19 protein-coding genes are annotated in these 18,961 nt (G+C 56.3%); 3 read left to right on the forward strand and 16 right to left on the reverse strand.

Annotated features, from left to right (window positions below; genetic code table 11):
• Positions 1 to 11: 11 nt before the first annotated feature.
• From ECL_RS19875 to ECL_RS19895, 4 genes are all read right to left on the reverse strand, one after another.
• Positions 12 to 497, reverse strand: coding sequence for an Hcp family type VI secretion system effector (locus ECL_RS19875; RefSeq protein ID WP_044157496.1), 486 nt, complete (start codon positions 495 to 497; stop codon positions 12 to 14).
• Positions 498 to 511: 14 nt separating this feature from the next.
• Entirely contained in the window at positions 512 to 838 is a 327-nt protein-coding gene (locus tag ECL_RS19880; protein WP_040023494.1) for a DUF1493 family protein, read from the reverse strand.
• On the reverse strand, positions 832 to 1,281 hold the full coding sequence (locus ECL_RS19885) for an STM2901 family protein (RefSeq protein WP_040023496.1): 450 nt from the start codon (positions 1,279 to 1,281) through the stop codon (positions 832 to 834). Before ECL_RS19885 ends, ECL_RS19880 begins: the two co-directional genes overlap by 7 nt.
• 859 nt (positions 1,282 to 2,140) lie before the next feature.
• The gene (locus ECL_RS19895; RefSeq protein ID WP_013098392.1) at positions 2,141 to 2,872 is read right to left on the reverse strand and encodes a helix-turn-helix domain-containing protein; all 732 of its coding nucleotides are present in this window, start codon (positions 2,870 to 2,872) and stop codon (positions 2,141 to 2,143) included.
• Positions 2,873 to 2,970: 98 nt separating this feature from the next.
• Here ECL_RS19895 and ECL_RS19900 point away from each other — a divergent pair, with 98 nt between their 5' ends.
• Positions 2,971 to 3,390 (forward strand): nuclear transport factor 2 family protein, encoded by a 420-nt coding sequence (locus ECL_RS19900; protein ID WP_013098393.1) that lies wholly within the window; start codon positions 2,971 to 2,973, stop codon positions 3,388 to 3,390.
• Positions 3,391 to 3,392: 2 nt separating this feature from the next.
• Here ECL_RS19900 and ECL_RS19905 read toward each other — a convergent pair whose 3' ends face one another.
• The 3 genes from ECL_RS19905 to ECL_RS19915 form a co-directional block, all read right to left on the reverse strand.
• Positions 3,393 to 3,911, reverse strand: coding sequence for a DUF6622 family protein (locus ECL_RS19905; RefSeq protein WP_040023548.1), 519 nt, complete (start codon positions 3,909 to 3,911; stop codon positions 3,393 to 3,395).
• A gap of 85 nt (positions 3,912 to 3,996) precedes the next feature.
• A complete protein-coding gene (locus ECL_RS19910) occupies positions 3,997 to 5,178 on the reverse strand; it encodes an aminotransferase-like domain-containing protein (RefSeq protein WP_013098395.1) in 1,182 nt (393 codons plus the stop codon).
• 19 nt (positions 5,179 to 5,197) lie between these two features.
• Entirely contained in the window at positions 5,198 to 6,085 is an 888-nt protein-coding gene (locus tag ECL_RS19915; protein ID WP_013098396.1) for a LysR family transcriptional regulator, read from the reverse strand.
• 97 nt (positions 6,086 to 6,182) lie between these two features.
• Here ECL_RS19915 and ECL_RS19920 point away from each other — a divergent pair, with 97 nt between their 5' ends.
• Positions 6,183 to 6,785, forward strand: a complete 603-nt coding sequence (locus ECL_RS19920; RefSeq protein ID WP_013098397.1) for a short chain dehydrogenase — start codon at positions 6,183 to 6,185, stop codon at positions 6,783 to 6,785.
• Positions 6,786 to 6,822: 37 nt separating this feature from the next.
• Here the strand turns inward: ECL_RS19920 and ECL_RS19925 are convergent, their stop codons facing one another.
• The 4 genes from ECL_RS19925 to ECL_RS19940 are packed head-to-tail and all read right to left on the reverse strand — an operon-like array spanning position 6,823 to position 10,795.
• Entirely contained in the window at positions 6,823 to 7,821 is a 999-nt protein-coding gene (locus tag ECL_RS19925; RefSeq protein WP_013098398.1) for a transketolase family protein, read from the reverse strand.
• On the reverse strand, positions 7,821 to 8,666 hold the full coding sequence (locus ECL_RS19930) for a transketolase (protein WP_013098399.1): 846 nt from the start codon (positions 8,664 to 8,666) through the stop codon (positions 7,821 to 7,823). Before ECL_RS19930 ends, ECL_RS19925 begins: the two co-directional genes overlap by 1 nt.
• Positions 8,667 to 8,678: 12 nt before the next feature.
• Positions 8,679 to 9,428, reverse strand: coding sequence for an SDR family NAD(P)-dependent oxidoreductase (locus ECL_RS19935; RefSeq protein ID WP_013098400.1), 750 nt, complete (start codon positions 9,426 to 9,428; stop codon positions 8,679 to 8,681).
• Positions 9,429 to 9,463: 35 nt separating this feature from the next.
• A complete protein-coding gene (locus ECL_RS19940; RefSeq protein WP_013098401.1) occupies positions 9,464 to 10,795 on the reverse strand; it encodes an MFS transporter in 1,332 nt (443 codons plus the stop codon).
• Positions 10,796 to 11,010: 215 nt separating this feature from the next.
• Here ECL_RS19940 and ECL_RS19945 point away from each other — a divergent pair, with 215 nt between their 5' ends.
• Entirely contained in the window at positions 11,011 to 11,931 is a 921-nt protein-coding gene (locus ECL_RS19945; RefSeq protein ID WP_013098402.1) for a LysR substrate-binding domain-containing protein, read from the forward strand.
• 95 nt (positions 11,932 to 12,026) lie between these two features.
• Here the strand turns inward: ECL_RS19945 and ECL_RS19950 are convergent, their stop codons facing one another.
• From ECL_RS19950 to fdrA, 5 genes are read right to left on the reverse strand one after another with little or no spacing between them, the layout of a single operon-like run.
• Complete coding sequence (locus tag ECL_RS19950) at positions 12,027 to 13,406, reverse strand: amidohydrolase family protein (protein ID WP_013098403.1); 1,380 nt, start codon at positions 13,404 to 13,406, stop codon at positions 12,027 to 12,029.
• 1 nt (position 13,407) lies between these two features.
• Complete coding sequence (locus ECL_RS19955) at positions 13,408 to 14,364, reverse strand: carbamate kinase family protein (RefSeq protein WP_013098404.1); 957 nt, start codon at positions 14,362 to 14,364, stop codon at positions 13,408 to 13,410.
• Positions 14,361 to 15,941: a xanthine permease gene (locus ECL_RS19960; RefSeq protein ID WP_013098405.1), complete on the reverse strand. Its 1,581-nt coding sequence runs from the start codon at positions 15,939 to 15,941 to the stop codon at positions 14,361 to 14,363. The genes ECL_RS19955 and ECL_RS19960 overlap by 4 nt, the downstream gene beginning before the upstream one ends.
• An 11-nt stretch (positions 15,942 to 15,952) precedes the next feature.
• Positions 15,953 to 17,368 (reverse strand): YlbE family protein, encoded by a 1,416-nt coding sequence (locus ECL_RS19965; RefSeq protein WP_013098406.1) that lies wholly within the window; start codon positions 17,366 to 17,368, stop codon positions 15,953 to 15,955.
• Positions 17,368 to 18,909, reverse strand: coding sequence for an acyl-CoA synthetase FdrA (fdrA, locus tag ECL_RS19970; protein ID WP_013098407.1), 1,542 nt, complete (start codon positions 18,907 to 18,909; stop codon positions 17,368 to 17,370). Before fdrA ends, ECL_RS19965 begins: the two co-directional genes overlap by 1 nt.
• Positions 18,910 to 18,961: the final 52 nt, after the last annotated feature.

The raw sequence follows: 18,961 nt of genomic DNA on the forward strand, positions 1-18,961 counted from the left end.
TTTGTTGCACTTCAAACCGTAGCTCGCTCATTCCAGGCATCGGAGTATTGAATATTTCCATCAACATAACGCCATGTGATTTTCTCGTAGCGCAGTTGAATGCTTTCCATGTGCCCTGTTCCCGGACAGTTACGTGTATCGTGCATAATTGGCGTAATAGAAACAACTTTTACACTTTCCAGTAAAATATTGAAGTATTCGACTTCCTGCCCTGCATCATTAATGTGGTACCACTTTACCTCTGCAGATTTGAGAGCTTGCCCTGTTGCAACAGCCCGATAAAGATAGGGGGATGCGCTGTCAATTTCTTTTTCAAACAGGAAAGGAGCGTGCTGACGTGTTCCGGTGAGGCTTCCTGTTGTCCCATCAACCGGGATACTTAAATTATGTGTCAAACCACGTAATTCAATACTCCCTTCTCTATGTTCTACGTCAGATGACCCCTTAATCAGATTCCCTGCATCATCTTTTAGCCATAAATGGACCGGTACAGCCATCATTTTCCTCCTTATTAATCATATAACCATCTTCCCGCTTTCGCAGATTCGGCGAACATCCTCACCGTTAAAGGCTTAGAAATTTGCTTTACGGGTTTATCCGTAAACCATTTTCGAAAAAACCATGTGTGAAACCATGGGTAATAGGCATTGTAATTCATCAGCGTTATATCAATATTGAATCGTTCGCTGAATTTATCCATACAGATGGCTAAATCATCATCCTCTGCATAGTCTTGTAAAATATCATCTAACTGCAAAGGTATGAGCTTGCCGGTAAATGTACCCATAACGGGCAATTCATTCTGAAAAAAAGCCAAAACCTCTTGTTCAGTTACCATATCCGGTCTTTCTTATGAGCAATCGTGTTATACATTTTAAGTGTCTTATAGCATATTTGAGCCAAATCGCTGGCTACCAATGTCCAGCCAATCACTGGTAGGCCTCTCCCGATAAAGGCCCCCAAATTTGTCACATACTTAGGTTTTAAAGTGGCAATGCTCGCTTCAGTTAACGTCGGTAATCTTACAGGTAACTCTACATTGAGATATTGACGTAAATATTTTGATGCTATAGATGTTCCTGCTGTTGTTCCGTAGGGCTTATTTCTGGTCTTTAATATCGGCAATCCTAAAATGATACAACTCATTGTTAGTGCATCCTCTATGCCGCCAAACTGCTCTTCAATTTTATCTAACAAAATCCAGAAAAACAGTTCACCAGCCGATATGTTGCAAATTCCTTTATAGAAGTAGGTTCCATTAAGCGCCTCGACGGTATCCATACACACCTTCATAGCCATTCTTATTAAGAATAAATACCATACGCCACTTTGACCGCAATGTTGATAAAATAGACCTTTATAAATTCCTAATTTTATAAACCGGCAGTATTATGTGCGGCGGAAAATATTTGCTCATCAGGTGAAACATTTTTGGCTTGAACGCATTCCTCATTTTCCATTTTTTCTGAAGCAGCCTCGCAGAATGTAACTTATCCCTTCATCCCCACTTTTTCTAACGGCTTTTCGGGCGTATGTTCCTCCCACGCCAGCAAAATCTGGCGTCGGGATTGGCATCCCGGTTAAACTTAATGGCGGCGTAAGCTCTTGTTGCGCCGTGCGTCTGGCTACATTCCAATGGTGGGCTGGGCGGGGGCGTCGCAAGACGCGCCGGTGTCCATTAAGGCCGGTAATGCCAACTCCGTTCAGTCCTGCCACCCGGGAAATTGGCATTTCTCTGGCAGAGTCTTAATCACTTAATGGAAACTGTCATATGACCACCAGTAACGCACTTTTCACGACCCCTTTCGACTGCAACACCGACTTCATCGATCTTGCCGACAATTGCCAACGCTATTGCGAAGCGCTGGTGGAAGAGACCAATCCCGCGAGAAAAATAGCCCTCTGCGGTCGTCTTGCTTCGACTTTTGCCCTGCTCCGCCCAATGCTGCTGGAGCCTATCCCTGAGCACTTACAGGGACGGAGGCTGGAATCGCGTTGCTGGGTTGAGGTGGTTTTCTCCCTCTCCCTGTGGGAGAGGGCCGGGGTGAGGGCATCATACCGCACCTATTTTATATTTATAAACAGGACGTTAATTATGAGTAACCAGGAAAAATTACGCATCTCAACGACGCCACGCGCATTACCTTCGCCCAAAAGGGGCTTCTTTAAGCGCCCACTGCCCCGGCGTTTTACCGGTCCACGCGCTGAAGACCTCAATGAATGCGCTGACGCTGCTGTAGCCGCAGGACAGCGCAATCCATCCCACCGGCTTCCCCGCGGCCAACCACTCCATTGCCTGCATTACCCGCGCCAGTTGCCGCCAGTTAACGAAGTTCATTCCGGTCTGGGCACGAAAACGACGGTTGAACGTACGCACGCTCATCCCCGCCTGGCGGGCATGGTTCTCAACCGTCTGATTATCATCGACAAACTGCAGCAAATGCCTGACTACGTCCTTCAGACGCGGATCCGTCGGCACGGGCAGAGTAAAGTGCACCTGAGGTGCCACGGCAAGCTCATCCAGCAGCAGGGTGAGCTTTCGCGGATCGTACTCGCTTTCAGCAACGCTTAAGCGGGAAAACAGTGCATGGGTAAGATCGTCGGGCTCGAACAGGGCGGGCACATCGGGAAGCCTTGCGCAGCAGGCGGGGTCAAGATAGATGGCGCTGCCTTCTATCGCGCTTTCAGAAAAGGCGGCGTGCTGATTGCCAGGCGGGATCCAGCCGATGTGTTTTGCCGGTACGACCGAGCGCCCCTGCTGCGACTCAATCACCAGCAGACCCGTTGCAATGCGCCACAGCTGCCCAGCGCGATGGCTGTGCCAGGGGGTTCGGTACCCGCCAGGATGAAGGAGCGTCTCAGTACTGACCATATCATTTTGACCGAAAACCGTTATTCATCGGCGTATTACAGAAACTGCGTCTTCGGCTGTCAAGGATAATGGCGACTAAACCACATAAGGAGCCCTTAATGAGCATAATCACATCCCTGATAGCCGACACCGACAATGCCGCACAGCGCGAAAAGATGGCGTGCCTGTTAACCCGCTTATTCAACGGCGATATCGATCCGGCAGAGGTCTTTACGCCCGATTACCAGCAGGTTACGGACGGTCACACGCTTGATTACCGGGGATTTATCCAGCACCTGAGCCACGTCCGCTCGCAGACTCGCACGATCGCCTTTACCGTGGCGGAGATAGCCTGTCATGACGAACTTCTGGCTGACCGGCATATCGTGACGGTCACGTATCCTGGCGGTCGTCAGGCAGAGATCGAGGTTTACCTGTTTGCCGCGCTGCGTGAAGGGAAAATCTGGCGGATCCATGAAGTCACGCGGGCCCTCAGCGGCGATGCTTCAGATCGCACGCTGGCCCATGCGACAGAGTAACGTCACTCCGCCGGGCGCGGTACGCTACGGTTATATACCTCAACATAACGCGCAAATTTTCCGATAAACACGCCCGCAAATACCCCGCCTGAGATAATTGCCAGCGCACTCATGGCGGGTTGCTGCATTGTATGGGGAGAGATGGCGCTCATCACGCCCAGCACATACTTCACCGCGAACGCCAGCATCATAAACGGCAGCGCGGTGTAGTCTGCCTGACGGTAGAGGCTGCGCGGTGCCTCAGCTCGGGTGATAGCCGCCTGCTTAATCAGAAAGTACCCCAGTGCCGCACCGGCAAGGATCCCCGCCGTCCACAATGCAACAGTCGCAGGAGTCAGCGTGCGATAGACCACCAGATCGTAAATATCCCAGATAAGAAAAATGCCCGGAATGATAGCAAGCCGCTCCAGCGTCACGGTGGCCGGCTTGCGGGCTTTAATGCCGCGGGAGATAAGGAAGATAAACAGCACCCACACCCAGGCGGGTGTGTGCGTAACGACACCGAGCAGAAATTCAAACATGGAGATCACCATGGACGATCGCGGCTCCTGCCGCCCTGAACGCGTATTGCGCATAACGGCAGGAGCGCCATTATGCGCAGGTCTTTTACAGCGATTTTTTCAGGCGACGAACCGCCTCTTTCAGCTCTTCATCCGTTGGCGTTACAAACGACATACGCAGCGTCGAATGGTCTGGCTCATTGCAGTAGAAAAATTCGCCCGGCACAAATACTACGCCGTTACTTAACGTCTTTTCCAGCCAGCGCGTGGTATTACTACCATTTTTCATATTCGCCCACAGGAACATGCCGCCCTTCGGCTTGTGGAACGACATCACATCGCCCAGCTCGGCTTCCAGTTCGTTGGCGAACGTCTGATACTTCTGACGATAGGCTTCGCGGATCATTTTGATCTGCCCGGCCAGACGCCCGGTTTTCAGGTATTCGTAAGTCATCAGCTGCGACAGCGTACTGGTGTGCAGATCGGTGGTTTGCTTCAGGTTCACCACCGCACGCTTCAGCCACTCCGGCACCAGCACCCAGCCCACACGGGTGCCCGGCGCGAGAATTTTAGAGAAGGTTGAGGTATACACCACGTTCTCTTCGTTGCCGATATCTTTGGCATGGGCAATTAACGGGCGGAAAACTTCGTCGGTGTAATTAATTTCACTGTACGGATCGTCTTCGATAATCACGAAGTCATAGCGCTTCGAGAGTTCCACCAGCTGTTTACGGCGCGCCTCAGACAGCGTAACGCCACCCGGGTTACCAAATGTCGGCACAATATAAACCGCTTTGATGGGTTTATTTACCACCAGGGCTTCGAGTTCATCCACTTTCATGCCGTCGCCATCGGTGCCAACGGATTCGAAATTCGCCTGCGCCAGACCAAAGACCTGCAGCGCAGCAAGATAGGTTGGGCGTTCGACGACGACGGTATCGCCCGGATTAATTAACGCGCGCGCCAGCACGTCGAGGGATTGTTGTGAACCGGAGGTCACGCCCACATCATCCGCTTTGCAGCGGATCCCGCGCCCTTCGCAGATGCGCTGAATCTCTTCCCGCAGTCCCGGCACACCCTCGGTCAGACCATACTGGAAGGCTTCACCAAAATGCTGCGACAGTACGGCATCAGCGGCGATTTTCAGGCCTTCGTGATCGAACAAAGCCGGGTTAGGAATACCCCCACCCAGCGAAATGACGCCTGCCATTTTGCTATGTTTTAATAATTCACGGATGGCGGAAGATTGCAGGCCCTGCGCGCTGCTGGCGAGTTTGTTTGCAGACATTCTTTGATTACCTTCTTTTTTATATTGTGCCCAATCTTAGCAGAATATGAGCAATAAATTCCGTTAGCTTCGGGAGGGGACGTAAATCCTGACGCCACAGTAAATGCACCGGCCTCGGCGCGGGTGTAAACGGCTCCAGAACCCGAACCAGCCTGCCGCTTGCCAGCTCTTCCGCCACCAGCACCTCCGGCTGCAGAAGCAGCCCTGCCCCGGCGCGCGCCGCCATGCGTAAGCCGTAGCCGTCGTTGCATCGTAAAATGGCATCGCGCTTCCAGCGCACTTCGCCCTCCACACCCGGCAACCGCCATTCGTTGCGCGCGGTCCATACCGTGTGGGAAAGGCAGAGATGGTCCACCAGATCGGCAGGCGTTTGCGGCGTACCGTGGCGCGCCAGATAATCCGGCGACGCGCAGATCACCATGTTGTAAGGGCACAGGTATTTCGCCACCAGATCGTCATTGCGAATATCACCAATGCGAATGGCCAGATCGACCCCCTCTTCCACCAGATCCACCATCCGGTTAGTGAGATCCAGTTCGATACGCACTGCCGGATAGCGCTGCAGAAAGGTGGCGGTCAGCGGCGCGATAACGCAGCCGCCAAACGACGTAGGTGCCGTCACGCGCAGGGTGCCCGCCGGTGCGGCGCGCAGACGTTCCACCGCGCTTTCGGCAATGGCCACCTGCTCCAGCACCCGCTTCGCCTCGTCAAAATAGACCCGCCCGGCGTCGGTCAGGCTTTGACGTCGCGTATTGCGCTCCAGCAGACGGGTGCCAAGCTCGGATTCCAGCAGCGCAATGTACTTCCCCACCATCACCGACGACATATCCAGCCGGGAGGCCGCCCCGGTAAAACTGCCGCTTTCCACTACGGCGATAAAGGTTTCCATGCCGCGAAGCTTATCCATATTACAAACCTCTGGTTAGCAATCTTCTAACTTTAGCCCAGTTTATCCGACTTTTAATTTATTAAAGAATGAAGGCTCACAACATGAGGAGTCGGCAATGAAAATCATCATTATTGGTGCCAGCGGTACGGTCGGTCGTGCAGTAACGGAGGCGCTCAGTCGCCGCCACGAAGTGATCCGCGTGGGCCGCACGCAGGGCGATGAGCAGGTGGATATTACGTCACAGGCGAGCGTGCAGGCGCTGTTTGAGAAGGTCGGTCGTGTGGATGCGATTGTCTCCGCCAGCGGCGGGTTGTACTTTGGCCCCCTCGCCACCATGAAAGACAGCGATTTCAATCAGGGGTTACAGGATAAACTGCTCGGACAGGTGCGTCTGGCGCTGACCGGCCAGCACTACCTGAACGATGGCGGCTCCATTACCCTGATTAGCGGGATTGTGGCGCACGAGCCCATCGCGCAGGGCGTCAATGCCACCACGGTGAATGCCGCGCTGGAAGGGTTTGTTCGCGCTGCCGCCTGCGAGCTGCCGCGCGGGATCCGCATCAACCTGATAAGCCCGACGGTCCTCACCGAATCGGTCGAAACGTACGACGGCTTCTTCCCGGGCTTTGAAAGCGTGCCGGCCGCCACCGTGGCGCAAGCCTATCGCCGCAGCGTGGAAGGGGTGCAGACCGGGCGGGTGTATAAGGTGGGTTACTGAAGCAGGAAAGGGGCGAGGAACGCTCGCCCCGTCACGATCAGAGCCTGCGTCGGATTTTCTCCACCATAGCGGTGGTTGAGATCCCGTAGCGGTCGTGCAGGGTTGGCAGCGCCCCCGCATCAAGGAATGCGTCCGGCAATGCGACGGTATCGAAATCCACGTTCACGCGGTTGCGCATTAACAGCGACGCGACGGCCTCACACAGCCCGCCAACGCTGCTGTGGTTTTCCGCCACAATAACCAGCCGTCCCGGCTTCGCGGCCTGCGCCAGAATGGTCTCCTCATCCAGCGGTTTAATGGTGGGCGAGTGCAGTACCGCCACGCTGACGTTATCCTTACGCAGTTGCTTTGCTGCCTCCAGCGCGCGCATGGTCATTAGCCCTGAGGCGATGATCAGAACGTCGCTCCCCTCTTCCAGCAGCGCGGCTTTGCCCAGCGTAAACTGGTAATTGTACTGGTCCAGCACCACCGGCACCTTGCCGCGCAGTAGTCGCATATACACCGGCCCATTGTGCGCCGCGATCGCCGGTACAGCCTGTTCGGTGTCTATCGCGTCGCAGGGATCGATGATGGTCATCCCCGGAATACCGCGCATAATCGCAATATCTTCCGTCGCCTGGTGGCTCGGACCGTAGCCCGTGGTTAACCCCGGCAGTGCAGCGCATATCTTCACGTTGAGATGCTCTTCGGCGATAACCTGATGAATAAAATCGTAGGCACGACGGGTGGCAAAGACCGCATATGTCGTGGCGAAGGGAATAAACCCCTCTTTTGCCATTCCCCCGGCCGCGCCCATTAAGAGTTGCTCCGCCATCCCCATCTGGAAGAAACGTTCCGGATACGCCTGCGCAAAGATATGCAGATCGGTATATTTCGACAAATCCGCCGTCATACCGACAACTTCCGGGCGCTGTTCCGCCAGCTTCACCAGCGCATGGCCGAACGGTGCAGAGCGCGTCTCCTGGCCGTCTTCCGCAATAGAGGCAATCATGGCCGACGTGGTTAAACGCGGTTTTTTCTCCGTTATCTGGCTCATTACAGCACTCCTTCAGGTTTGTTGGCATCCAGCACGGCGAGTGCCTTTTGCCACTCGTCAGCATCCACGCGAATAAAATGGTTCTTGTCACGTTGTTCGAGGAAAGGCACACCTTTGCCCATCAGCGTGTCGCACAAAATGACGCGTGGCTGGTTTTCCGGATAGCGTCTGGCGTTATCAAACGCCGCCACCAGCGCAGGGACATCGTTGCCATTTACGCGCTGCACATACCAGCCGAACGAGGTCCATTTATCTTCCAGCGGCTCAAAGCCAAGGATCTTGTGCGAATTGCCGTCTGCCTGCTGGCGGTTAATGTCCACCAGCACGATCAGGTTCGACAGGCCATGGTGCGCTGCAGACATAGCCGCTTCCCAAGTTGATCCTTCGTCAAGCTCACCGTCCGACATGGAGTTAACGACCCATGCCGCGCTCTGCTTGTGCTTCAGCCCCAGCGCCATGCCGACCCCAATACTTAACCCCTGTCCCAGCGAACCACCGGAGATCTCCATGCCCGGCGTATAAGTTGCCATACCGGACATTGGCAGGCGGCTGTCGTCCGAGCCGTAGGTCTCCAGCTCCTCTTCAGGAATGATCCCGGCTTCAATCAGGGCGGCATAACAGGCAATGGCGTAATGACCGTGGGAAAGCAGAAAACGGTCACGACCTTCCCACTCCGGCTCGTCCGGCTTGAGGTTCATACCGTGGGTAAACGCGGTGGCCAGTACGTCGGCATAGCCCAGCGCCTGCCCGATGTAGCCCTGCCCCTGCACTTCGCCCATGCGCAGCGCATAGCGGCGAATACGCCATGCCGCCGCGGCAACCTGTTGAACTGTGGTATCCGTCATCGTCGAGTCTCCTTAATGGATCAGCATGCCGCCGTTCACGTCGAGCGTGATACCGGTGGAGTAAGACGAAAGGTCGCTGCCAAGGAACAGCGCGGCGCGGGCAATATCCTGCGCGTCGCCGAGGCGGTTAAGCGGAATGCCCGCCAGGATGGCGGTTTTCATCTCATCGCTGAGCTTGCCTGCGGTGATGTCCGTCTGGATAAGGCCGGGTGTAATGCAGTTTACGCGTACGTTATCCGGACCCAGCTCGCGGGCCATCGCTTTCGCCAGGCCCAGCACACCTGCTTTAGCTGCGCTGTAGTGGGGGCCGCCAAAAATACCGCCGCCGCGCTGTGCTGATACCGATGAAATGCAGACAATGCTGCCCGACTGCTGCGCGCGCATGGTGGGGATCACCGCCTGGGACATCAGCAGCGTGCCGCGCAGGCTGACGTCCAGCACCGCGTCGTAATTCTCGCGTTTAATATCCATCAGCTTAATCGGCTGAGTAATTCCGGCGTTATTCACCAGAATATCGATGCGCCCGTATTTACCCAGCACCTGCTCAATGGCGGCGTTAACCTGTAATTCATTGCTGACGTTCGCCGCAAGGCCCAGATGCTCTTCACCCAGATTCGCCGCCGCTGCCCGACTGGCCTCAGCATCTAAATCGATAATCACCACCTTCGCACCCTGCCCGGCATATAATTTAGCCGTGGCAAAACCCAAACCGCGTACAGAAGCCGCGCCGGTAATAACGGCGACTTTATCTTTCAGTAGCATATATTTACTCCACTATGGTAAAAGGAATTTATTTTTTATTTCGGTTCATCCAGCAACATAATCACAAACAGGCCAATCGCTGCACAAACACCGAAATAAATAAAGACAGAATTAAAACTTCCTGTTTTATCCAGCAGAAAACCTGCCAGCATCGGGGAAACAAATCCGCCGAGATTTCCGCCGCTATTGATAATTGACGCAGCAATGGGATACGTTTTACTGTCCGCAACGGCCATACCGTAAGCCGTAAAAGCAGGCCAGCCGATATTCAGACAGAGGCCGACAAAAAACAGCCCCACGCAAACCGCAACGGTGCTTTGCGGAATATTCAGCATGATGACCATCATTAACACGGTACTGATGGCGGTAAACATCATGGTCGGTTTACGCCGACGGCCGAGCAGTTTGTCGGATACGTAACCGCCAAAAATCGCCCCGATAAATCCGCCGATGCACGGCATACTGGCGACCAGCCCCATGCTCATAAACGTAAAGCCTTTCTCTTTCACCAGATAGAGCGGGATCCACGTCAACAGGCCATACAGCACGCTGACCATCATGAAATAGGCCAGACAGTCGCCGAGGATATTCTTCGAGGTAAACAGCCCTTTTACCGTGCTCACCGGGGCTAAGTCCCGCACGCGAATCAGGCGGTCAAGGCGCGCAAAGCCCGGTGAAATCACGATGTTTTCCCGTCTGGCATCCGGCGTCTCCTGACCCACAGTAATGGTCTCCAGTTCGGCTTTAGAGACGAATGCGCTCTCTGATGGTCTGGTGCGCACCAGCAGATACCACAGAACGGCAATGACCAGACCGGGGATCGCGAAGGAGAAGAAGACCCAACGCCAGCCCCAGGTCATGGCGATCCACACCGCCAGCGGCGGCACGAGGATCGGCGCGAACATGGTGGCCGCGATGTAGACGCCGGTGGCGGTGGCCTTCTCCTTTGGTGGAAACCAGTTATTGATGGTGGAGGCCAGCCCGACGGGGCACGGCCCCTCCGTTAACCCCAGCCCCAGACGAATAAACTTCAGCCCAAGAACCGAGGTTGCCGTGCCCATCAGCCAGGTAAACGCCGAGAAGCCGAATATCGACAGCGCCACCATGCCGCGAATACCCTTTTTGGCGATAAAAAAGCCCGCTGGAATTTGGCTCAATGCGTATCCCAAAAAGAACATACTGGCGATGGCACCGGCTTCGAAATTATTAATATGAAACTCATCAATGATAAAGGGCAGTACTGCACCAATATTTGTTCGGTCAGCATAGTTAATGGCATACACAATAAAAATTAATGCCAGCACAACGAAACGGTAATTGGTTTTTTTAGTGTTTATGTAGGGGACAGCATGTTCTATACGAGACATAACTTACCTCATTATTCGAACAACGTGAGTCGTTTTATTTTTACGTTCAAGGTCAATATATCGGCTCATGAATGAAACACCATTCAATAAACCTCATTTATTGCTGAGATAAATTTGATTCGCGATACAGCTCAAAAAAATAACATCGGGATAAAATTGCCCGCATGTCGTCTCAATGTTATGTTTTTTATCAATAAACATGACAGGAGTAGGCTATGTCCGCGCAGGATCGCCAGACGTTATCACTGCCCTCGCTCAGAAATTTGCAGGCATTCATCGCCGTCGCTAACGCATTGAGCATCCATCAGGCGGCCGAACAGCTCAACGTCACCCCCTCCGCGGTCAGCCATCAGATCGCGTCGCTGGAGTCGTGGATGGGCAAGAAATTATTCATCCGCAGCGGCAAAGGGGTTCAGCTCACCCCAACGGGAGAAAAATATCTGCGGGAGGTCTCGGCGGCGATGAGCGCCATCGGACGCGCCACCGATCAGATCGTCAAAGAGAAAGATAACGCCGTGCTTCGGGTGCACTCCTCGCCCACCTTCGGGTTGTCATGGCTGTTGCGCCGCCTGGGTAAGTTTCGCGCCGAATATCCCGATATCACCATCAATCTCACCTGCTCCTATGAGAATCTGCAATTCGCCAGAGATAATATTGATATTGATATCCGCCACGGTATCCCGGACTGGGATGCTTACCGGGTGATGACCATAAAAAACGACACGCTGGTGGTGCTGGCCTCGCCGGAGTATGCGCAAAAACACCCCATCAGCACACCCACCGATCTGCTGCAACAGTCACTCATCTCGTCCACCAGCACTCTGGTGAACTGGGAAAAATGGTTCGCCTGGCACAATATCGACAGGCCCTGGCTCAACTTCAGCCTCAGCTTTGACCGCTCCTATATGAGCTTTGAAGCGGCGCGCATGGGGCTGGGATTTATCCTTGAGAGCAAAATGATGGCGACAGACCACCTGAAAGATGGCTCACTGGTGCAGGTACTGCCGGATGAGATGGGGATCGCCATTAACGCGCATCATCTGGTAATGCCGCATATGCATGAACGCGCGTGGAAGATCCAGCAGTTCGTTGAGTGGATTGACCGGGAGCTGCGGCTGTCGGGTTATCATCTGTAACGTCGGGTGGCGGCTTCGCCTTACCCGACCTACAAAATCTGCGGCCTGTTGCCCTCACCCCAACCCTCTCCCACCGGGAGAGGGAGAAATGCACATTAACCCACCGTGCCCCAGACAAGGTTCCCCTTATGGAAGGTCGCGGTGCGCGGTGAAATGCGCGCCACCGCCTCGGCGGAACAGGAGGCGTCCACCAGCACAAAGCTGGCATCGTCCTGCGCTTTCGGCCAGACGCGTTCACCTTTGTCGTTCAGCGGCAGCACGTCACCGGTCGCAATACCTAAAGCGCGGGACAGCGTCTGCTCATTAGGGCGGATATACAGCTGGGCGTAGAGATTCGCTTTTTCCAGCATGTCCCCCAGGCCGTACGGTGACCAGTGGTCGATCACGCTGTCGGTGCCGGTCATGACAAACACGCCTTTATCGCGCAGCTGCTTCAGCGGCATATGCAGGGTGCCAATCGGCACGGTGGAGGCGATAGTCACCTGCTGCGCCGCCATGCGGGTGGCAATCTCGTCCACCTGCTGCTCGTTGAGCGTGGCCAGCGCAAAGGCGTGGCTGATGGTCAGTTTGCCCTTCAGTTGCGGGGTTTTCTCCACGGTTTCGACCATGTAGTTCACCGCCGCCACGCCCGCCGGGCTGGTTTCGTGCAGGTGAATATCCACCCCTTTGTCATAATCCAGCGCAATCTGGAACATGGTGTCTAGAGATTTCTCCATCGCCCCGTCAACGTTGGTTGGATCCAGCCCGCCCACGTAGTGCGCCCCGGCCTGCATCGCCTCGCGCATCAGCTTTTCGGAATTCGACAGCAGCAGGCCGTGCTGTGGAAACGCCACGATCTCGCAGTCAAATCCGGGCTTGCGGCGCGCCAGCACCGCCTGCAGGTTCTCGAGATTCTTCAGGCCCGAGACTGGCTCAATATTGCAGTGGCTGCGGGCGAGGGTGGAACCTTTCGACTGGATCAAATCGATCAGCTTTTCGGCGCGCTCCTGGGTATAAGGCTGGAGTTCGGGGAGCAGCTTCTGCTCAAGGCGGATCATATCCTGAATGGTGGTACCCGCCGGGCGGTTGAGCGAACGCCACGGGCCGCCGTAGAAGGTTTTATCCAGGTGAATGTGCATATCGCGCATCGCCGGGAGCATCAGCTTGCCGCCTGCGTCATAGTGCGGCAGGGTGGCGTCCGCGTGACTTTTGTTATCCCGCAGGGCGACAATTTTCCCGTCTTTGATCTCCAGCGTTTTCAGCTCGGTGCGGGTGCTCGTCGCCACGCCGCCGTCGACGTTAAATCCGGCCTCCAGCAGCACGTTGTCCAGGTAGTAGTGTTTAGCGGTGATGTTCATCGGTTTGCCCGTCTCGCAGGTTGGTTTTGCGGAATCGGCAGCATACGCGACGGAGCCGGTCGCGCCAAACAGCGCGCAGGCGGTGACCATTTTGCCGCTCTGGCTGATGAATTCACGGCGGCTTTTATTTTCACTCATCTTATCTTCCTTCATTAACAATATGGGTACCGGTTTCCCCGCGCAGCGCGGCGGGCAGGCAGTCTGGCGAGGTGATGATCACGCGCTTGCCGCCATGGCGTAAAAATTCCAGCGAGGCGACGATTTTGGGCAGCATGCTGCCCGCCGGGAAATGGCCCTCGTCTTTGTAACGCGTCATCTGCGCCACGCTCACCGTGTCCAGCGCCTGCTGATTCGGCTTGCCAAAGTGGATGCACACTTTTTCGACCCCGGTGGTGATCACCAGTACGTCGGCGCGGATCTCGCGCGCCAGCAGCGCGGTGGAGAGATCTTTATCAATTACCGCGTCAACGCTCTGGTAATCGCCCTGCTCCGTGCGCACCACCGGAATACCGCCGCCGCCCGCGCCAATTACTACAAAGCCTTTTTGCGTCAGGGTCTTAATGGCATCGGCTTCAACAATGCGTAACGGCTGCGGCGAGGCCACCACGCGACGATAGCCCCGGCCAGAATCCTCAACAAAGTGCCAGTCCGGATGCGCCTGCTGCAGTTCATCGCGCTGCGCTTCGCTGAAGAATGCGCCGATGGGCTTGGTCGGGTGGCTAAAGCCCGGATCGTTTTTATCCACCTCCACCTGAGTGACGACGGTGACCGCTTTTTGCTCACCGCGCGCAGACAGGCGGTTGTTAAGCGCCTGCTGGATCAGGTAGCCGATCCCACCCTGCGTATCCGCCACGCAATTAGCCAGCGGCGTGAGCGGCAGTCCCTCCCGCTCGTGAGCAATTTCGGCGCGGCGGAGATCCAGCCCCACCTGGGGGCCGTTGCCGTGGGTGAGCACGATGTCATAGTCCGAGGCCAGCATCTCCAGCACCGACTCTGCCACCGCCTTTACCGCCTGCGCCTGATGTTCAACCGACTGGCTGGCGTTATCTTTGATAATGCTGTTGCCGCCAATGGCGACGACCATAAGCTCTTTCATTTTGTTTCCTTTAGAAGGTGCGTTCTGGTGCCCTCACCCCGGCCCTCTCCCACCGGGAGAGGGGGATTAACAGAGATATCCAGCACATGCTTCACCACAAACATGCCGCCCATCATCAGATACGCCGTCACAAACATCAGCGAACTGCCTTCGGCAAAGCCCACCACCGGGGCGTGGATCACGCCAAACAGCGCCAGCAGTGCGCCACCGGCGGCAGCAACGGCGCCGCGCAGCGGTTTGTTGATAATGGCGAAGATGGCGATGCAGCCCCACAGCATGCTGGCGAGCGGTGCGCCGCTGCCCAGATGCACCAGCCCCTCGTAGTAGATCCCTTTACTGTGCAGCACGTCGGTGCCGATTTTCGCCGCGCTGGTGCCCGCCGCGCCCATCACGCTGTTCATCATGGTCAATGCCCAGTTGGCGATCCACGGGAACAGGCAGATGAAAATCACGGGCACCTCCACTTTGGGCGTTTCCCTCACCACCTGGTTGGCGGTGACAACGCCGATAAACACCAGGATCGGCACGATGGCGGTCATCGGAATGATGGCGAGCATAAACGCCCCCAGCCCGAACAGCGGCACGATAAACATCGTCACGCCGGAGGCCAGCGTGTAGCCGATGCTGGCGCCCATCGCTTTCCAGCCCGCATGACCCACATAGACCGTCACCGGGAACGGATTGCCCATCAGGCAGCCGAGCATGGAGGCCAGGCCGTTTGCCAGCATTACCTTGCGGGTCGGGTATTCGTCTCCCGCCGCGTGGGCGCTTTCAATGTTTTCCAGGTCAAAGATGTAGTTCGCCAGCCCCAGCGGCACGGCAGACGCCAGGTACGGCAGCGCGTGCGGCAAGCCCTGCAGGAAACCTTCTACATGGACTTCGGGCGGGTTAAAGCCGAAAGAGGACATCGAGGCTTTGATTGCCTCCGGGCTTTGCAGGCCGGAGATCCACGCTAACACCGTGCCAGCAATCAACAACAGCAGACCGGTCGGGATCCTGGCGAAGATCGGTTTTTTGCCGAACCAGTTAATGAAGATCAGCAGCAGCACAATGAACGACACGGTGGGCGCTTCAAACGCCTGCAGCATCGGGTTCATCGCCAGCAACAGCAGGCCCAGGCCCGACAGACACGAGAGCAGCACGGTACGCGGGATCATCTTGCGGATGGTCTCCCCCAGGAAAGAGCCGCCCGCCAGAATCATCGCCTCGACAAAGCACCACACCAGACCGATCTGAATGGCAAAATCCGCGTCACCGGTTTGCTGGTAGACCGGCATCAGGACCAGAAAAGTAACGGTAAAAATCGACGGCGCGCTCGGGCCAGACGGCAGCGCGGTGACGTCCGTTCGTCCGGTGGCGCGCGCCATCTGCAGGCCAAACCACGCGTAGCAGACGCTCGCCACCAGCACCGCCAGCCCGAAGGCCGGCGCGATGCGTCCATAAACAATCTCCTTCGGGATGCCGACGACAAAAATGAGCAACCCCATCATGGTCAGCAAATTGGTCAGGTTGTTGGTCATCAACCCGAAATATGCCGCCCAGTCACCTCTTTTCCACTCCAGTTTCATGTTTTTCATGGATGCTTGCCTTATAAAAAGTAGCGATCGCGGAAGGTCAACAGCGCCTTTTCAAAACAGCTAAACGGCGGGTGCACAATGCCCGCGCCAATCATGCCAATACCGGCGTCTTTGTGGGCAATGGCGGTATTGATAACCGGCAGAATGCCGCTGCCTGCGACTCGGGTGATGTCGATGGCGGTTGGAATGCCCATAAACGACAGCAGCGGAATGGTGACGTTCGGGTTTTCACCGAGGGTGATTTCGCGCATCTGGCGGGAGAAGTCGATGGCTTCTTCCACCGTGCCGCCCACCAGCGCGACAATCGCCGGGGCCGTCGCCATCGCAAAGCCACCGATACCGTAGGTTTCCGTGATGGCGCTGTCGCCGATATCCAGCCCGGAGTCTTCCGGCTTGTAACCCGCGAACATCGGGCCAATCACCTGCTGCGCCGGGCCGGTGAACCACTGTCCTGGCAGGCCAGAGACGCGCAGACCAAACTCGTAACCGTTACGCGCCATGGTGGTGACCACGGTGCTGTACTCAATGCCGTGGGCGGCGTCCAGCGCGGCCTTACACATCGCCATCCACGTCGGGCCGGAGAAGTAGTCGCTGCTGGCGACAAACTCAAATACCTCGCGCTGCTGCGCCACCGGATAGCCCGCCTGGATCAGCCCCGGCGTCAGCGCCTGGATCAGCAGCGTGGTGCCCGCGTTGTTGCGGTTGTGGCATTCGTCACCCATGTGCAGCGCCTGAGCCAGCATCAGGCGCAGATCGATTTCGCCGATAATCTTCATGGCGTCGCGCAGCATCGGGCCAAGCACATCGCGCATCCAGTTCAGACGGTCAATGACGCTCTGGTCGTTGGCGCCCATGCGCAGGATCTTCGCCATCTGCTCGCTGAGGTTGGTGTAGGCGCGGTTGCCGTAGGTTTTGTTCTCAACGATATGCATAAACATCGACGCGGAGGTAACGCCCGCCATCGAGCCCACGCAGTCGTGCTCGTGGCACGGCGAGAAGGTGATGTCGCCTGAAGCCGCCAGCCTTGCCGCCTCCTCCAGATCGTTCGCCAGCCCTTCAAACACCAGCGCGCCGGTGACAGCGCCTTTCATCGCGCCACACATATTTTCCCAGCTCACCGGAGGACCGGCATGCAGAATGGTGGTACGGGTCATCCCCGGCACAACGTTAATCGCCTGGTCGTACCCCACCAGCACCGGGTGGGACTGAATGATGCGCTCCAGCGCAATCTTGTTGGCGGCAGCGATCTTCTCTGCCAGCGGCTCCGCGGCCAACTGGTCGAGCGCTTCGACGATCTGCATATTGCCCTGCCCCGGCGGTGCCCAGTCGAGCTGGGTGACGGGGACGTGCTGTTTTTTAAGATCGTCACTGAACAGCGCAATACCGACGTTAATGACGTTCAGCGGTTGGTTGAATAAGGTGGTCATCAGGCGTTCTCCCCTTTGCAGACAAATTCGCGTGCCAGTAATCCGGTGTTAGTACTGCTGCTGGCCCAGATCACGCCGGCATCGGTCAAAAGCTGACACTGCTGCGCCAGCGATTGGGGATCCTGGTCGGAGCCCAACACGTAGCCGAGGATCTCCAGCGGACGGTTATCGGCTTCCGCAATCGCCTGCGCCTCTTTAATGGCATCGAGCATCACGCCGACCGGATCCTCATGCGCGCCAAAGCCCAGCACGAAGTCCATCACAATTACGCCCACTTCCGGATCGCGCGCCTCCTGCAGCAGGCGGCTGATGCGGTTGGTCGGGTCGATCATCGGGTGCGGTTTGCCGTTGGTGAAATCGTCATCCCCAAAATCGAGGAAGGTGTGAGCCTGGCTGACGTTAATGTCGCGCAGGCGTTTCGCCGGATCGGGCTGAATGTTGCTGTAGACGTCGTCGTACTTCTCAAGCGCGGCGAACATCGCTTCATCACACAGGGTGCCGCCACAGAACAGACCGCGAATGTATTTCTGCTGCGGAGTGAGACGGGCGCGCACCTCTTCAATCAGGGGCCAGTTGAGCGGATGCAGGTTAAGGGACGCTTTGTTGATACCGGTGAGCAGCACGGCCTTCAGGGCCGCCTCTTTGGTGCCACGGGCGAACTGCAGACCGTCTTCATCGGCGGGCGGTTCGTTGCGACCAAGGAAACAGGCGATGACGGGTTTGCGACAGGCCCGGGCACGCGCCAGCACCTTTTCTGCCACCGCTGGCGCTGGCGGTTTGGAGATCAGCGCGATGACCTGGGTGGCATCGTCGGCCTCCAGCATGTCGATGGCGTCGAGCATCATCAGACCACCGATTTTTTCACTGAGATCGCGCCCGCCGGTGCCAATCAGCTGCGATACCCCGCCGCCAAATTCATGAATGCGCACGCTCAGCTCCTGGCTACCGGTACCGGACGCCCCGACAATGCCTATCGACCCGCGGCGTACGGCGTTGGCGAAGCACAGTCCTGCGCCGTTGATAGTAGCGGTGCCGCAGTCTGGCCCCATCATCAGCAGCCCTTTCTGGTGCGCCAGCTGCTTGAGCGCCAGCTCATCGTCGAGGGATACGTTATCGGAAAAGAGCATCACGTTGAGATCGTTTTCAAGCGCCTTGCGCGCTTCGCGTGCCGCAAACATGCCGTTTACTGAAATCACCGCCAGGTTACTGTCGGGACGGTGGGCTTTCGCGCTGGCCAGAGTCGCGTAGCGTGCTTCATGGGTGCCCGCGCTCTCTTTTCGGGTGAATAACGCTTCAATCGCCGCCAGGGTTTCATCATTGGCCGCGTCGCCTTTAATGACGATCATCAGATCGCCGTTTTTCGCATCCTCTAATTCCGGCGTTAACAGCCCGAGGTTTTTTAATACGCCTTTGTTCATTTCCGTCGCCATCGCTACAAAGGCCTGCTCAACGCCCGGCAATTTATTGGCTTTGGTGGAAACGGACATTAATGAGACGGAGTCAAAATACGTGTTCTTTTTAATCACGATTTTTGTGGGCATTATTTTCTCCTGAATGCGGATAAAAGGGGGCCGCCGTCGTGCAAAATGCACG

This window comes from Enterobacter cloacae subsp. cloacae ATCC 13047 (genome assembly GCF_000025565.1).
In the GTDB taxonomy this organism is placed as follows: Bacteria; Pseudomonadota; Gammaproteobacteria; order Enterobacterales; family Enterobacteriaceae; genus Enterobacter; species Enterobacter cloacae.

Bases quoted from the DNA above. Each gene is read 5' to 3' on its own strand.
- ECL_RS19875 (WP_044157496.1), bottom strand. From the start codon at position 497: ATGGCTGTACCGGTCCATTTATGGCTAAAAGATGATGCAGGGAATCTG.
- ECL_RS19880 (WP_040023494.1), bottom strand. From the start codon at position 838: ATGGTAACTGAACAAGAGGTTTTGGCTTTTTTTCAGAATGAATTGCCC.
- ECL_RS19885 (WP_040023496.1), bottom strand. From the start codon at position 1,281: ATGGATACCGTCGAGGCGCTTAATGGAACCTACTTCTATAAAGGAATT.
- ECL_RS19895 (WP_013098392.1), bottom strand. From the start codon at position 2,872: ATGGTCAGTACTGAGACGCTCCTTCATCCTGGCGGGTACCGAACCCCC.
- ECL_RS19900 (WP_013098393.1), top strand. From the start codon at position 2,971: ATGAGCATAATCACATCCCTGATAGCCGACACCGACAATGCCGCACAG.
- ECL_RS19905 (WP_040023548.1), bottom strand. From the start codon at position 3,911: ATGTTTGAATTTCTGCTCGGTGTCGTTACGCACACACCCGCCTGGGTG.
- ECL_RS19910 (WP_013098395.1), bottom strand. From the start codon at position 5,178: ATGTCTGCAAACAAACTCGCCAGCAGCGCGCAGGGCCTGCAATCTTCC.
- ECL_RS19915 (WP_013098396.1), bottom strand. From the start codon at position 6,085: ATGGATAAGCTTCGCGGCATGGAAACCTTTATCGCCGTAGTGGAAAGC.
- ECL_RS19920 (WP_013098397.1), top strand. From the start codon at position 6,183: ATGAAAATCATCATTATTGGTGCCAGCGGTACGGTCGGTCGTGCAGTA.
- ECL_RS19925 (WP_013098398.1), bottom strand. From the start codon at position 7,821: ATGAGCCAGATAACGGAGAAAAAACCGCGTTTAACCACGTCGGCCATG.
- ECL_RS19930 (WP_013098399.1), bottom strand. From the start codon at position 8,666: ATGACGGATACCACAGTTCAACAGGTTGCCGCGGCGGCATGGCGTATT.
- ECL_RS19935 (WP_013098400.1), bottom strand. From the start codon at position 9,428: ATGCTACTGAAAGATAAAGTCGCCGTTATTACCGGCGCGGCTTCTGTA.
- ECL_RS19940 (WP_013098401.1), bottom strand. From the start codon at position 10,795: ATGTCTCGTATAGAACATGCTGTCCCCTACATAAACACTAAAAAAACC.
- ECL_RS19945 (WP_013098402.1), top strand. From the start codon at position 11,011: ATGTCCGCGCAGGATCGCCAGACGTTATCACTGCCCTCGCTCAGAAAT.
- ECL_RS19950 (WP_013098403.1), bottom strand. From the start codon at position 13,406: ATGAGTGAAAATAAAAGCCGCCGTGAATTCATCAGCCAGAGCGGCAAA.
- ECL_RS19955 (WP_013098404.1), bottom strand. From the start codon at position 14,364: ATGAAAGAGCTTATGGTCGTCGCCATTGGCGGCAACAGCATTATCAAA.
- ECL_RS19960 (WP_013098405.1), bottom strand. From the start codon at position 15,941: ATGAAAAACATGAAACTGGAGTGGAAAAGAGGTGACTGGGCGGCATAT.
- ECL_RS19965 (WP_013098406.1), bottom strand. From the start codon at position 17,368: ATGACCACCTTATTCAACCAACCGCTGAACGTCATTAACGTCGGTATT.
- fdrA (WP_013098407.1), bottom strand. From the start codon at position 18,909: ATGCCCACAAAAATCGTGATTAAAAAGAACACGTATTTTGACTCCGTC.